We start from the raw sequence: 14,536 nt of genomic DNA, 5'->3' as shown, positions 1-14,536 counted from the left end.
AAATGGGATAGTGTGACCTGTCGTGACTGTCATCAGGACCCGAATCCACCTGGAGCGGATGCTCAGGAAGCGCATAAGAAGTTGAAGACGGAGGGGGCGACCTGTATAGACTGTCATCAGAATCTGGTACATGAAGAGGTAGCGAAGACAGACCTGAATGCGAGTCTGGCGGCGGGCAAGATGGTGCTGCTGAAGGAAGAAGATAGCGATGGTGGAGATGATGAAGAGGAAGACGAAGAAGACGAGGATGAAGGTGGTGAGAGTGGAGCGGTAGAAAACGAAGCTCAAAGCGAAGATGACGATGAAGAAGAGGATGAAGAGTAATCGTTGAAAGCAGATCGTCGCTTGAATTCGCCTCTGAAGTAGTGAAACTAGTCAATCAACATTAATAGGTGAATTCTGGAGATGCAAGTTATTTCCAGAATTCACCATGTAGCAAGAGCATCATAAAAGAGAAAAATCTTTTTCGATAGAATCTGTTTTAAACGTACAACGTTAGCTAGTTCTGATAATGTAAGTGTTTAATGAATTTTTTCTAAAGTAAATCAAAGCTAATTTCAATCTCGTATAATTTGAGACTGGTTTTTTATCCGTAATTAGCAGCTCTCTTACTATAATGCTCCAATTTGTAGAAGGGCTTTCATAGTGGCAGAAGAGTCACACAATAAAATAGCTCATGCTGGGAAACTCGGCTATAGTTTTCGTCGTAATCTGCATGAAAGATTTATAGAAGCACTTTTATTCTTATCAGCAGCACTTTCGGTTGCTATTATGCTGGCGATTATCGTGATGCTGGTGAAGGAATCGATTGTGTTTTTTCAACATGTGTCCATTTGGGAGTTTCTAACGGACACACAATGGACACCACTATTTGATGATGCGCACTATGGGATTTTGCCACTCATAGCGGGTACGATAGTAAGTTCATTCATCGCCTTATTGGTTGCGCTTCCTCTGGGAACTATCATTGCAATCTATCTTTCTGAGTTTGCGCCATTTACAGTGCGAGAAATAGCAAAACCATTCCTTGAACTACTGGGAGGTATTCCAACTGTAGTATATGGTTATTTTGCTTTGTTATTTGTAACTCCTCTACTGCAAATGATTTTTCCTGAACTACCAGGATTTAGTTTGCTATCTGCCGGTCTGGTCATGGGAATCATGATCATACCGTACGTAAGCTCAATGACTGAGGACGCGATGCGGGCAGTTCCGATGAATTTGCGTGAAGGTTCTTATGCGATGGGAGCGACGCGCTTCCAGACAGCAATTCGTGTGGTCATGCCGGCAGCATTTTCTGGAATAGCTGCAGCGTATATTCTGGGTATATCGCGTGCTGTAGGTGAAACAATGGTGGTAGCGATTGCAGCAGGGATGCAGCCGAATTTGACGTGGAATCCAATGGAACCGGCAGCTACAATAACAGCTTATATTGTGCAAGTCAGCTTAGGTGATTTACCTCATGGCAGTATCGGTTATCAAACAATATTTGCTGCTGGCTTAACCTTATTGATACTAACGCTTGTGTTTAATATCATTGGGCATGTATTACGTAAGCGATATCGTGAGATTTACTAAATGGTTTCGGTTTATAAGCTTTGAGAATTTCTAGTCCGCTATCAAATGACCTCTTACGATGAAAAGTGTAAATAATCTAGAAGAAATTAGAAAAATTATTGGCCGGCATAAAAGATGGGATTTGATCTTTATGATTGCCGGTATTTTTGCATTAATGATTGCTGTATTGACTTTCATGGCGTTATTTGCGCACATGCTGATTGACGGTATGCCTCGCTTATCTTGGGATTTCTTCACCTCCTTTCCATCTCGCCGACCAGAATCCGCTGGGATTTTATCAGCCTGGGTGGGAACTACCCTGGTCATGCTGGTGACTGCAGTATCTGCAGTGCCATTAGGTATTGGATCAGGCATTTATCTCGAAGAATATGCACCTAAAAATTTAATAACAGAGATCATTGAAATTAATGTGACTAATTTAGCGGGTGTTCCTTCAATTATTTATGGCTTACTCGCGTTAGGTTTATTTGTATATCAATTAGGTTTTGGGCAAAGCGTTTTGGCGGCTGGTTTAGCTTTGGCATTGTTAATTCTTCCGGTGGTAATTGTTGCGACACGAGAAGCGATACGATCTATTCCTGTCACTATACGCGAAGGTGCTTATGCGCTCGGTGCAACTAAATGGCAAACAGTATCCGATCATTTATTGCCTTACTCATCGGCTGGGATTCTAACTGGCATTATTATTGGTCTCGCGCGAGCAATTGGTGAAACCGCACCAATTATCACGATTGGTGCATTGACATTTATAGCTTTTTTACCGCCATCACCCGTCAAAAATGAGTTCCCCTATGTATCATTTGAGTGGCTAACAGCACCTTTTACGGTAATGCCAATACAAATGTTCAATTGGGTTTCCCGGCCAGAGGAGGCATTTCAATTAAATGCTGCCGCAGCTGGATTGGTGCTGGTTGTTATGACGCTTGCTATGAATGGACTGGCAATTTATTTACGTTATCGCATGCGGAAAAATATTAAGTGGTAAGGAAATAATGCAGATTAATCAAGAGAAAGTTGCAGAGCCAACTCAATATAAATCTGAAGTTAGGAATCTTAATTTTTATTATGGCGAGTTTAATGCACTAAAAAATATCGACATGGTGTTGCATGAAAAGAAGATTACTGCGTTGATAGGGCCATCAGGGTGTGGTAAATCGACATTCTTGCGATGTTTTAATCGTATGCATGATCTTTATCCAGGGAATCGATATGAAGGTGAAATAATTCTTCATCCTGACGATGTGAACATTTTAGCATCCAATGTTGATCCGATTGAGGTGCGGATGCGAATCAGTATGGTGTTTCAAAAACCCAATCCTTTTCCCAAGTCAATTTATGAGAATGTGGCATATGGATTACGTGTGAGAGGAATTAGACAGAGAGCCATTTTAGATGAACGTGTTGAAGTGGCGTTGCGTAATTCGGCTTTATGGGATGAAGTTAAAGATCGTCAACACGACTTGGCTTTTAATCTTTCTGGTGGGCAACAACAAAGGCTTTGCATTGCACGGGCATTGGCAACTGATCCGGAGATATTGTTGTTCGATGAGCCAACTTCCGCGCTTGATCCAATTGCAACAGCTAGTATTGAAGAACTAATAACTGATTTAAAAAGTAAGGTTACTATATTAATAGTAACGCATAATATGCAGCAGGCTGCCAGGGTTTCTGACTATACGGCCTATATGTATTTAGGTGAGCTGATAGAGTTTAATGTAACAGATACAATTTTCATTAAACCAAAGAATAAACAGACAGAAGATTACATTACAGGGCGATTCGGTTAATCTGAGATGGTATTGAGGGATGCAGTTTTCGAAGTTGCGGACCCGGATGCATTGCTGAGAAATATATACGATTGACTAGATAAGTAATCAAGGGTAGCATCGCCCCTTTTAGGAAGCATAGGTTGGAAGTAAAATGCGCGAGAAGCTGGTTGCAGGTAACTGGAAGATGCATGGTAATTTAGCTGAGAATAAACAGTTACTCAGCGCGATTAGTGCAGGTCTCAATGGTTTGAATGGTGCAAAGTTTGCAGTTTGCGTGCCTTATCCCTATCTGTCGTCAGTGCAGAATATGCTACAGGATACAGATATATCTTGGGGAGCCCAGAATGTCAGCCAATACGAAAAGGGTGCATATACCGGAGAGGTATCGGTTTCCATGTTGGATGATTTTGAATGTACTTATGTAATCATAGGACACTCAGAACGAAGAACGTTATTTGGTGAAGATAGTTATGCCGTCGCAGAGAAATATGTGACAGCTCAGAGAGCAGGTCTGACGCCAATTTTGTGCGTGGGAGAAACGCTTGAACACCGTGAAGCAGGAATTACTGAGCAAATTATTCAGGAACAGTTAACGGCAGTTGTTAATGTGGCAGGGATAGAATCATTTAGCAAAGCAGTGATCGCTTATGAGCCAATCTGGGCGATTGGTACAGGCAAAACAGCCTCACCGCAGCAAGCTCAAGATGTGCATGCATTTATAAGAAATGGTATTGCGACACAGGACATCAATATAGCGAAAGAATTAACCATACTTTATGGTGGAAGTGTCAAGGCCAATAACGCAGCCGAGTTATTTGCAATGCCAGATATTGATGGTGGTTTGATAGGTGGCGCATCACTAGTTGCAAATGAATTTATTGCGATTTGCCGTGCATTGAGTAATTAAATTTTTTGGAGTAATACGTTGGAAATTTTAGTTTGGGCAGCGCATGTGTTATTGGCGGTTGTGTTAATAGTTCTAGTATTATTGCAACATGGGAAGGGCGCTGATATGGGAGCTGCGTTTGGTAGCGGTTCGGCGGGTAGCTTGTTTGGAGCGAGTGGTTCAGCTAATTTCTTGAGTCGTGCGACAAGTATAACCGCGGCAATGTTTTTTGCGACAAGTATGGGTTTAACTTATCTTTCGGCAAACCAGACAAAAGATGTCAGTGTGATGAGCATTATGGATCAGATTGAAGAAACTGAAAAAGTATCAACAGATCTGAAAAAGAAACCTACTACACAAGAGGATGCGGATAGTCCTGAAATCCAAGGTAATTCAAAAGCTGGTCAAATACCGGAATAGTTAATAACTTATTGATTGTGAACGCGAATTGCATGGTTTTATCGCCGACGTGGTGGAATTGGTAGACACGCCGTCTTGAGGGGGCGGTGGCGAAAGCTGTGCGAGTTCGAGTCTCGCCGTCGGCACCACTGATGAATTTATAATTATGTTTAATTTGTAACTAAGAAACTCTTTGGAAGTATTTCTGTATATCTACTAATTAAAATGCTCGAAAATTATTTTCCAATTTTATTATTCCTGATAGTTGGCTTTTTAGTTGGCGCAGGAGCAATGCTCGGTGGCTGGCTACTTGCTCCAAATCGTCCGGATAGTGAGAAACTATCACCCTATGAGTGTGGCTTTGAAGCTTTTGAAGATGCACGCATGAAGTTTGATGTGCGCTATTATTTGGTTGCAATTTTGTTCATCTTATTTGACTTGGAAATTGCATTTCTGTTTCCCTGGGCAATTGTACTGGATGAAATTGGGTTGTTTGGATTTATCGCTATGATGGTATTCCTGAGTATCCTGGTGGTAGGTTTTATCTACGAATGGATGAAAGGAGCATTGGAATGGGATTAATGCTATGAGTATCGAGGGAACTCTCGAAAAAGGCTTTATTACTACGAGCTTGGATGCAGTTATTAACTGGGGGCGCACCGGGTCAATGTGGCCAATGACGTTTGGATTGGCTTGTTGTGCTGTTGAAATGATGGAGACAGGTGCATCGCGCTATGATCTTGATCGTTTTGGTATTGTTTTTAGACCAAGCCCACGACAGTCAGATGTGATGATTGTGGCAGGAACACTTTGTAATAAGATGGCACCTGCGTTACGTAAGGTTTATGATCAAATGGCCGAGCCGCGGTGGGTAATATCAATGGGATCGTGTGCTAATGGCGGTGGCTATTATCATTATGCTTATTCAGTAGTGCGTGGGTGTGATCGTATTGTGCCGGTTGATATTTACGTACCAGGCTGCCCGCCTACGGCTGAGGCCCTGTTATATGGCATTATTCAATTACAAAATAAGATTAACCGCACCAACACTATCGCACGTTAAATTTAATAGTATGTCGACTAGTTTTCAACAAGAAAATCTTGCAAAAGCATTATACAGTGTATTGGCCGACAAGCTTAGCAGTTTGCAGGCTCAGAACGGCGAATTAACTATTGTTGTACACGCTGATGATATTTGCACTGTCAGTGAAACGTTACGTGATAATCCCGTACTTGGCTTTGATACGCTGATTGATTTATGTGGAATCGACTATTCGACTTATGGTGACACTTTGTCAGCAAAAAATAGTTTGCGCGGAAAACGTTTTGCAGCAATTTACCATTTGCTTTCAGTGAATTTAAATCACAGGTTACGTGTTCGGGTGCTGGCCGAGAATAATGACATTCCGGTAATTGACTCAGTGACTGAAATATGGCCTGCTGCTAATTGGTTTGAACGTGAAGCATTTGATCTTTATGGTATTGTCTTTAGTGGCCATCCAGATTTGCGCCGCATATTGACTGATTATGGTTTTATAGGTAATCCATTCCGAAAAGATTTTCCACTAACAGGCTATGTTGAAATGCGGTACGATGCGGAGCAGAAGCGTGTTATTTATCAGCCGGTCAGTATTGAGCCGCGGGAAATAACACCGCATGTAATACGGGAAGAGCATTATGGGGATAGTGAGTCGTAATGCTTGCACAATACAAATACATTCTATTTTATTAGATAAGAATTCTTTGAAGTAACTTATGGCTGAAATACGTAATTACACTATGAATTTTGGGCCACAACACCCCGCAGCACACGGTGTACTGCGATTAGTGTTGGAGCTGGATGGGGAGGTTGTGAGACGAGCTGATCCGCATATTGGATTATTGCATCGTGCAACTGAGAAATTGGCGGAAAATAAAACCTATATTCAGTCAGTTCCGTACATGGATCGGCTGGACTATGTTTCGATGATGGTCAACGAACATGCCTATGTAATGGCCATTGAGAAGTTGTTGGAAATTGAGGTACCACTGAGAGCGCAATATATACGTGTGATGTTTGATGAGATTACTCGTATACTGAATCACTTGTTATGGATCGGCGCACATGCACTTGATGTGGGGGCGATGACAATGTTTCTGTATGCTTTCCGTGAAAGAGAAGATTTGATGGATTGCTATGAGGCAGTATCAGGAGCCAGAATGCACGCTGCCTATTACAGACCCGGTGGCGTATATCGTGATTTACCCGATACCATGCCGCAATATCAATCTTCAAAAATTCATAATGAAAAACAAACCCGTATACGGAATGCTAATAGGGAAGGTTCATTATTGGATTTTATTGAGGATTTTACAAATCGCTTTCCAACGTATGTCGATGAATACGAGACGTTGCTGACTGACAATAGAATCTGGAAGCAGCGATTGGTTGACATTGGTATTGTTTCTCCAGAACGCGCTATGGCATTAGGTTTTACAGGTCCAATGCTGCGTGGCTCAGGAGTAGAATGGGATCTAAGGAAAAAACAGCCTTACGAGGTTTATGATCAAATGGATTTTGATATACCGGTGGGTGTTAATGGCGATTGCTATGACCGATATCTGGTGCGTATGGAAGAGTTTCGTCAATCGAATCGTATTATTAAACAATGTGTTGATTGGTTGCGGAAAAATCCTGGGCCAGTCATAACAAACAATCATAAAGTTGCGCCGCCTGCACGAGTGGATATGAAACAAAATATGGAAGAAATGATTCATCATTTCAAGTTATTTACAGAAGGTTTTCATGTGCCTCCAGGCGAAACTTACGCTGCTGTTGAACATCCCAAAGGCGAATTTGGTATTTATTTGGTATCGAATGGGGCCAATAAGCCTTATCGACTGAAGATACGTGCGCCGGGATTTGCGCATTTGGCCGCAATGGATGAAATGTCACGAGGGCATATGATTGCTGACGTGGTTACGATCATAGGCACACAGGATATAGTATTTGGTGAGATAGATAGATAACAATGTTAAGCACTGAATCCCTTAAAAAAATAGATCAAGAGATCGCTAAGTATCCGCTTGAGAAGAAGCAGTCAGCTGTGATGTCAGCACTTGCGATTGCGCAGGATGAGAAAGGTTGGTTGGCTAATGAGACAATCAATTTTGTTGCTGAGTACCTGGATATGCCTCCCATTGCGGTGTACGAAGTAGCTACATTTTATAATATGTATAATTTGGAGCCGCTGGGTAAATACAAAATCACCGTTTGTACCAACTTGCCTTGTGCTCTGTCAGGTAGCAATGAAAGCGCTGTCTATTTAAAGAAGAAACTAGGAATAGAATTCAATCAAACAACGCCCGATGGTAAATTTACACTCAAAGAAGGCGAGTGTTTTGGAGCGTGCGGAGATGCGCCTGTATTGTTAATCAACAATAAGCGAATGTGTAGCTTTATGTCCAATGAGATGATCGATAAATTGTTGGAGGAACTGAATAAATGAATCAGTATCCGCAGACACTAATGAATGGAGTGAATCCGTCTGATTCTGAGAATTGGCGGCTTGGAAGCTATGAAAAGCGAGAAGGCTATGCAGCACTAAGGAAAATACTTGCGAAAAAGATTAAACCAGAAGAAATTATTGAAGAAGTTAAAAAATCAGCGCTGCGTGGGCGAGGTGGTGCCGGTTTCCCTACTGGGCTGAAGTGGAGTTTTATGCCCAAAGGTTATGAAGGGGATAAATATATTGTTTGTAATTCGGATGAAGGGGAACCGGGTACATTTAAAGATCGCGACATTATGCGATTTAATCCGCACCTTCTAATCGAAGGAATGATCATTGCGGCATACGCAATGGGTGTTAAAGCAGGATACAATTATATTCATGGTGAGATATGGGAAACCTATGAGCGCATGGAAGAAGCTGTTGAAGAGGCCCGATCTGCCGGTTACTTAGGGAATAATATTCTAGGGTCGTCATTCAGCTTTCAGCTATATAATCATCATGGATATGGTGCTTATATTTGCGGTGAAGAAACTGCACTGTTGGAGTCTATCGAAGGAAAAAAAGGCCAGCCGCGGTTTAAACCGCCTTTCCCAGCTAATTTTGGTTTGTATGGGAAACCGACAACAATTAATAATACTGAAACTTTTGCTTCGGTTCCATGGATTATTCGCAATGGTGGCGATAAATATCTTCAACTTGGTAAACCCAATAATGGCGGAACAAAAATATTTTCAGTATCGGGTCATGTTAACAAGCCGGGTAATTATGAAATACCACTTGGAACTCCATTTGCCGAATTATTGGAATTGGCGGGTGGGATGCGAGGCGGTCGCAAATTAAAAGGTTGTATTCCAGGCGGGTCGTCAATGCCTGTATTGCCTGGTGATATTATGATGCAAGCTGATATGGACTATGATTCCATAGCCAAAGCTGGATCTATGCTAGGTTCAGGTGCCGTGATCATCATGGATGAAACTACATGTATGGTAAGGGCACTAGAGCGCTTATCCTATTTTTATTTTGAAGAATCTTGTGGCCAATGTACACCGTGCCGCGAAGGAACAGGATGGCTTTATCGTATTGTCAATCGTATTGAGCACGGTAAGGGAAAACCAGAGGACCTTGATTTGTTGGATAACATAGCAGATAACATACAAGGACGAACGATTTGTGCTCTGGGTGATGCGGCCGCCATGCCTGTTCGTGCGATGATTCAGCATTTTCGGGACGAGTTTGTTTACCATATAGAGCATAAGAAATGTATGGTTTAGCTGCTTACATGAGCAGAGCGCGTCAATTTTATAGTTCGTGATTAACCCAAGAATTTTTAGCCGATGGTCAATATAGAAATCGACGGTAAACAGATATCTGTACCGAAAGGCAGCACCATTATGGATGGTGCTAAACAGATTGGTGTCTACATACCACATTTTTGTTATCACAAAAAATTATCTATTGCGGCAAACTGCCGCATGTGTTTAGTGCAAGTGGAAAAAGCGCCCAAACCACTGCCAGCTTGTGCGACACCTGTTATGGATGGAATGAAAGTATATACACATTCGCAGCAGGCAGTGACAGCACAAAAAGGCGTTATGGAATTTTTGCTGATTAATCACCCACTCGATTGTCCTATCTGTGATCAAGGCGGTGAATGTCAGTTGCAAGATCTTGCCGTTGGTTATGGTGCGAGTGGATCACGTTATACTGAAGCAAAACGCGCTGTGGCTAATAAGAATTTGGGGCCACTGATATCAACGGACATGACACGATGTATTCATTGCACGCGTTGTGTGCGCTTTGGTCAGGAAATTGCCGGAATCATGGAATTAGGGATGGTTGGGCGCGGTGAACATTCGGAAATCCTTTCATTCGTTGGCAAAACAGTGGATTCTGAGTTGTCTGGGAATGTCATTGATCTTTGCCCCGTCGGCGCATTGGTCAGTAAACCATTTCGCTATTCGGCACGCACTTGGGAGTTATCACGTAGAAAATCAGTTAGCCCTCACTGTGGTTTAGGTTCAAACTTGGTCGTACAAGTTAAGCAAAATCGCGTAATGCGTGTTTTGCCCAGAGATAATGAGGCCATTAATGAGTGCTGGCTGTCTGACAAGGATCGTTTTTCTTATGAGGGATTGAATTCCGAAGATCGATTGACGCGCCCGATGATTAAACGCGACGACCAATGGTTCGAGTGCGAGTGGCATGAGGCGCTGGAATTTACAGCTAATGCATTACAAGCAATCAAACATAAGTATGGTGCCCAAGGTATTGGTGCGTTAGGGTCGGCGCATAGTACATCTGAGGAGCTTTATTTATTGCAGAAATTGTTGCGAGCGATGGGCAGCGGCAACATTGATCATCGTCTGCGTCAATCAGATTTTCGCGCTGATAAACATCTGCAAGGAATTCCATGGTTGGGTAGCAGCATTGCGGATATGTCGCAATTGAAATCGGTTTTGATTATCGGTAGTACATTGCGTAAAGATCATCCGCTCATTGCACAGCGCTTGCGCCAAGCTGTCAAACATGGCATGCAATTGAATATTGTTAATCCTATCGATGACGATTTGCTGATCAAGGTTACGAATAAAGAAATTGTTACGCCGAATGTGATGGTCAGAGTCCTGGCGGAAATACTAAAAGCAGCAATTGAAATAAAAGGAATAAAACAAGCTGATGAATTACAGAAATTAATTAATTCAATTAATGTTTCGAGTACCGCTAATGCTTTTGCTATTGCTTCCAGTTTGATCGAAAATGTACCGGCAGCGGTTTATCTTGGTAACTTATCTCAGCACCACCCGGATTATTCGAAGATCAATTTGTTGGCTGGTTGGATTGCAAAAGTTACAGGCGCGAGCTTTGGTGTACTGGGTGAGGCTGCAAATAGCGTGGGTGCTTATCTGGTAGGTGCAATACCTGAGATTAGCACATTGTCAATTTCTGCCAAATCGGAACACTCAGGGATCAGCGGATTAAATGCTGCGCAAATGTTAGGATTCAACACTAATACTGATTTAACTGATGAAAAATGCCAAGCATTTATATTGATGAATGTAGAACCGGAGTTCGATACCTATAATTCTCAACAAGCACTGAAAACAATAAAATCGAGCGAATTTGTAGTATCAATGAGCGCTTACAAGGGGAATGCAGGGGAGTATGCCGATGTGTTGCTGCCGATCGCACCATTTACTGAAACCTCAGGTACTTATGTGAATACTGAGGGTCGAGTGCAGAGCTTCAATGGTGTCGTATCTCCATTAGGAGAGGCTCGACCTGCATGGAAGGTATTGCGCGTGCTGGCTAATCTAATGGCGCTTGAAAAATTTGACTATGAAACCCCAGAACAAATTCGTGCAGAAATATTCCCTGATAAACTGGAAACTAGGCAATATTTGAATAATGTTTTGCAAGATTTTTATTTTGAGATTAGTGGGGTAGAAAAACATGATCTGCAGCGTATTGGGGAAGTTCCCATTTATCAGGCTGATCCGGTTGTGCGGCGTGCGGAGTCTCTGCAATCTACACATGATGCATTGTCACCTAAAGTATGGATGGCAGAAGCAACACTCAAAAGCTTGGATATTGTCGCAGGAGTCCAGGTAAAGATTAAGCAGGGAGATGGATCTGTGCAGCTTGAAGCGGCCTGTGATGAAAGATTGCCTGTCGGTTGCGTGCGTATTGCATGTGCTCATCCAAAGACTGCCGCACTAGGCAACTTGTTTGGTGAAATATTGGTGGAAAAACTGTAATGGTAAAGGCTGGAGTGTATTAATGGAGTATATTCAACAGCAGTTTATACAGATGTTTGGGGCAGAGTGGGGAGCTATGCTGTTTTCATTAGCGACAAACATGACATTTATCTTTGCTATTGTCGTTCCATTGTTACTGGGAGTTGCATATCTAACCTTTGCTGAGCGTAAAATAATCGCCTATATGCAGATTCGTGTTGGACCCAATAGAGTAACTTTCTTTGGTATTCCATGGCTACGGGGATGGGGGCAACCGATTGCGGATGCGGTTAAGGCAATTATGAAAGAAATTGTCATTCCGACCGGTGCAAATAAATTTCTATTTATCTTGGCACCAATACTGACAATTATGCCAGCATTAGCGGCATGGGCTGTGATACCGTTTTCACCCGAACTTGTTTTGGCTAATATCAATGCTGGTTTATTGTATATTCTGGCAATGACATCAATGGGTATATACGGCATTATCATTGCTGGGTGGGCATCGAATTCCAAGTATGCATTCTTGGGGGCCATGCGTTCTGCAGCCCAGGTAGTTTCTTATGAATTGGCAATGGGGTTTGCTTTAGTATGTGTATTGATGATGTCGCAAAGTTTAAATCTCGGTGATATAGTAAACGGCCAGCAAGGCGACAGTTTTTTGAATTGGTATTTGATTCCACTGTTTCCCATGTTTTTGGTTTATCTGATTTCAGGTGTTGCTGAAACGAATCGTGCACCTTTTGATGTGGCTGAAGGCGAGTCAGAAATTGTGGCAGGTTTTCATGTTGATTATTCAGGCATGGCCTTTACAGTGTTTTTCTTAGCTGAATACGCCAATATGATTTTGGTAGCAGCTTTAACATCAATAATGTTTTTGGGAGGATGGTTACCGCCCGTTGATATTGCACCATTTACATTGATACCAGGTTTTATCTGGCTGCTGTTAAAAATTGCATTTATCCTGTTCTTTTTTCTTTGGTTTCGCGCAACCTTTCCGCGATACCGCTATGATCAGATCATGAGATTGGGTTGGAAAGTATTTATTCCAATTACACTAATATGGATTGTTTTATTAGGATTAATAATGCAACTACCTGAATCAGTAAGAGAGTTTCCTCCGTTAAATATCTGGTTTTAGGATTGAAAAATACAATGAATCGCATAAAGAAATTTTTTAGTACCTTTTTGTTATTCGAATTGCTAAAAGGTATGGCAGTGACTGGAAAGTATCTGTTTAAACCAAAAATAACGGTACACTATCCAGAAGAGAAGACACCTCAGTCGCCACGTTTTCGCGGTTTGCATGCATTACGTCGCTATCCAAATGGAGAAGAACGTTGTATTGCCTGCAAACTATGTGAAGCGGTTTGCCCCGCGCTGGCTATTACCATAGAATCTGAGCAACGCGCCGATGGTACGCGGCGTACTACACGTTATGATATTGATTTGAGTAAATGTATTTTTTGCGGTTTTTGTGAGGAATCCTGTCCGGTTGATTCAATTGTTGAGACACGCATACTGGAATATCACGGTGAGAAAAGAGGCGATTTAATATACACCAAAGAAATGTTATTGGCTGTTGGAGATCGTTACGAAGAACAGATTGCCAAGGACAGAGAAGCTGATGCGCGTTATCGCTGAGCCTTGCTGGTAAACACACATGAATTTTCAGGACATCATATTTTATATTTTCTCGGCTATCTTGATTGTGTCGGCGCTTGGTGTGATTACAGTTCGTAATCCAGTTTATTCAGCGTTATTGTTGGTGCTGGCATTCGTTACTTGTGCTGGCTTGTGGTTGCTGTTAGAAGCAGAGTTTCTTGCGATCACTCTGGTGCTGGTATATGTCGGCGCTGTGATGGTGTTGTTTTTGTTTGTGGTAATGATGCTGGATATTAATTTAGATCAATTGCGTGAAGGTTTTTGGAAGTGGTTTCCCTTTGGTGCGGTAGTTGCACTGATAATGGTTGGTGAGATGACGATGGTGCTAATGGGTAAATATTTTGGGCTTGAAGAAATGCCGACTCCCAGCGCACAAGATGCTGATTATAGTAATACTAGAGCATTGGGTCGTCTGATTTATACCGAATACGCTTATGCCTTTGAGTTAGCAGCAGTACTTTTGCTGGTTGCAATGGTCGCAGCAATTGCACTGACGCTACGCCATCGCGAGGATAAGCGATCAACCAATTCGTCCAAGCAAGTTCAAGTAAAAAAAGAAGATCGATTACGTATAGTGGCTATGCCATCAGAAAAAAAAGAATAAGTCAGTCATTCAAAAGTTGCTTGGCAATGTATAAAAATACAAAAAGAGGTAATTAGTTTGGTGTCTCTATCCCATTATCTAGTACTTGGTGCAATTTTATTTGCTATCGGTATTGTCGGTATTTTTCTCAATAGAAAAAATGTCATTATTATATTGATGTCTATTGAATTGATGTTATTGGCTGTAAACATGAATTTTGTGGCGTTCTCACACTATTTGCAGGATATATCAGGACAGATTTTTGTATTTTTTATTTTGACTGTTGCCGCCGCGGAATCAGCCATAGGTTTGGCAATACTTGTCGTGTTATTTCGTAATCAACAAACAATTAATGTTGATGATTTGGATAAACTCAAAGGTTAGTACAAAAAAGCAACAAAGCTTAAACACATATAACTAATATAAGAATT

General features: G+C 41.8%; 17 protein-coding genes and 1 tRNA gene. All 18 read left to right on the top strand.

The window, feature by feature from the left end:
- Positions 1 to 324, top strand: a 324-nt coding sequence (locus tag C8R34_RS06670) for a NapC/NirT family cytochrome c (RefSeq protein WP_181415481.1), incomplete at its 5' end; no start/stop codon positions are given.
- Positions 325 to 645: 321 nt separating this feature from the next.
- Complete coding sequence (gene pstC / locus C8R34_RS06665) at positions 646 to 1,578, top strand: phosphate ABC transporter permease subunit PstC (RefSeq protein WP_110339061.1); 933 nt, start codon at positions 646 to 648, stop codon at positions 1,576 to 1,578.
- Positions 1,579 to 1,636: 58 nt separating this feature from the next.
- Entirely contained in the window at positions 1,637 to 2,563 is a 927-nt protein-coding gene (gene pstA / locus C8R34_RS06660; protein WP_110339059.1) for a phosphate ABC transporter permease PstA, read from the top strand.
- A gap of 7 nt (positions 2,564 to 2,570) precedes the next feature.
- The gene (pstB, locus tag C8R34_RS06655; RefSeq protein WP_110339057.1) at positions 2,571 to 3,365 is read left to right on the top strand and encodes a phosphate ABC transporter ATP-binding protein PstB; all 795 of its coding nucleotides are present in this window, start codon (positions 2,571 to 2,573) and stop codon (positions 3,363 to 3,365) included.
- 133 nt (positions 3,366 to 3,498) lie between these two features.
- Positions 3,499 to 4,254 (top strand): triose-phosphate isomerase, encoded by a 756-nt coding sequence (tpiA, locus tag C8R34_RS06650; protein WP_110339055.1) that lies wholly within the window; start codon positions 3,499 to 3,501, stop codon positions 4,252 to 4,254.
- Positions 4,255 to 4,272: 18 nt separating this feature from the next.
- The gene (secG, locus tag C8R34_RS06645) at positions 4,273 to 4,653 is read left to right on the top strand and encodes a preprotein translocase subunit SecG (RefSeq protein ID WP_110339053.1); all 381 of its coding nucleotides are present in this window, start codon (positions 4,273 to 4,275) and stop codon (positions 4,651 to 4,653) included.
- A gap of 43 nt (positions 4,654 to 4,696) precedes the next feature.
- Positions 4,697 to 4,781, top strand: a tRNA-Leu gene (locus tag C8R34_RS06640).
- 76 nt (positions 4,782 to 4,857) lie between these two features.
- The gene (locus C8R34_RS06635; RefSeq protein ID WP_110339051.1) at positions 4,858 to 5,214 is read left to right on the top strand and encodes an NADH-quinone oxidoreductase subunit A; all 357 of its coding nucleotides are present in this window, start codon (positions 4,858 to 4,860) and stop codon (positions 5,212 to 5,214) included.
- A gap of 4 nt (positions 5,215 to 5,218) precedes the next feature.
- Positions 5,219 to 5,695 carry an NADH-quinone oxidoreductase subunit B family protein gene (locus C8R34_RS06630; RefSeq protein ID WP_110339049.1) on the top strand — a complete coding sequence of 159 codons (477 nt, stop codon included), beginning with the start codon at positions 5,219 to 5,221 and terminating at the stop codon, positions 5,693 to 5,695.
- A gap of 10 nt (positions 5,696 to 5,705) precedes the next feature.
- On the top strand, positions 5,706 to 6,329 hold the full coding sequence (locus tag C8R34_RS06625) for an NADH-quinone oxidoreductase subunit C (protein WP_110339047.1): 624 nt from the start codon (positions 5,706 to 5,708) through the stop codon (positions 6,327 to 6,329).
- Between the two features lie 58 nt (positions 6,330 to 6,387).
- On the top strand, positions 6,388 to 7,641 hold the full coding sequence (locus C8R34_RS06620; RefSeq protein WP_110339045.1) for an NADH-quinone oxidoreductase subunit D: 1,254 nt from the start codon (positions 6,388 to 6,390) through the stop codon (positions 7,639 to 7,641).
- A gap of 2 nt (positions 7,642 to 7,643) precedes the next feature.
- Positions 7,644 to 8,120: an NADH-quinone oxidoreductase subunit NuoE gene (gene nuoE / locus C8R34_RS06615; RefSeq protein WP_110339043.1), complete on the top strand. Its 477-nt coding sequence runs from the start codon at positions 7,644 to 7,646 to the stop codon at positions 8,118 to 8,120.
- Complete coding sequence (nuoF, locus tag C8R34_RS06610) at positions 8,117 to 9,394, top strand: NADH-quinone oxidoreductase subunit NuoF (protein WP_110339041.1); 1,278 nt, start codon at positions 8,117 to 8,119, stop codon at positions 9,392 to 9,394. Before nuoE ends, nuoF begins: the two co-directional genes overlap by 4 nt.
- Positions 9,395 to 9,457: 63 nt before the next feature.
- Positions 9,458 to 11,878 (top strand): NADH-quinone oxidoreductase subunit NuoG, encoded by a 2,421-nt coding sequence (gene nuoG / locus C8R34_RS06605; protein ID WP_110339039.1) that lies wholly within the window; start codon positions 9,458 to 9,460, stop codon positions 11,876 to 11,878.
- Positions 11,879 to 11,900: 22 nt separating this feature from the next.
- On the top strand, positions 11,901 to 12,998 hold the full coding sequence (gene nuoH / locus C8R34_RS06600) for an NADH-quinone oxidoreductase subunit NuoH (protein ID WP_110339037.1): 1,098 nt from the start codon (positions 11,901 to 11,903) through the stop codon (positions 12,996 to 12,998).
- Between the two features lie 14 nt (positions 12,999 to 13,012).
- Complete coding sequence (gene nuoI / locus C8R34_RS06595; RefSeq protein WP_110339035.1) at positions 13,013 to 13,501, top strand: NADH-quinone oxidoreductase subunit NuoI; 489 nt, start codon at positions 13,013 to 13,015, stop codon at positions 13,499 to 13,501.
- A 19-nt stretch (positions 13,502 to 13,520) separates the two neighbouring features.
- On the top strand, positions 13,521 to 14,126 hold the full coding sequence (locus C8R34_RS06590; protein ID WP_110339033.1) for an NADH-quinone oxidoreductase subunit J: 606 nt from the start codon (positions 13,521 to 13,523) through the stop codon (positions 14,124 to 14,126).
- A 57-nt stretch (positions 14,127 to 14,183) separates the two neighbouring features.
- The gene (gene nuoK, locus C8R34_RS06585) at positions 14,184 to 14,489 is read left to right on the top strand and encodes an NADH-quinone oxidoreductase subunit NuoK (protein ID WP_110339031.1); all 306 of its coding nucleotides are present in this window, start codon (positions 14,184 to 14,186) and stop codon (positions 14,487 to 14,489) included.
- The last annotated feature ends 47 nt before the right edge of the window (positions 14,490 to 14,536 follow it).

Origin of the sequence: Nitrosomonas sp. Nm84 (assembly GCF_003201565.1) — a bacterium.
Lineage (GTDB): Bacteria > Pseudomonadota > Gammaproteobacteria > Burkholderiales > Nitrosomonadaceae > Nitrosomonas.
This window is presented reverse-complemented; position numbering and strand designations above follow the sequence as displayed.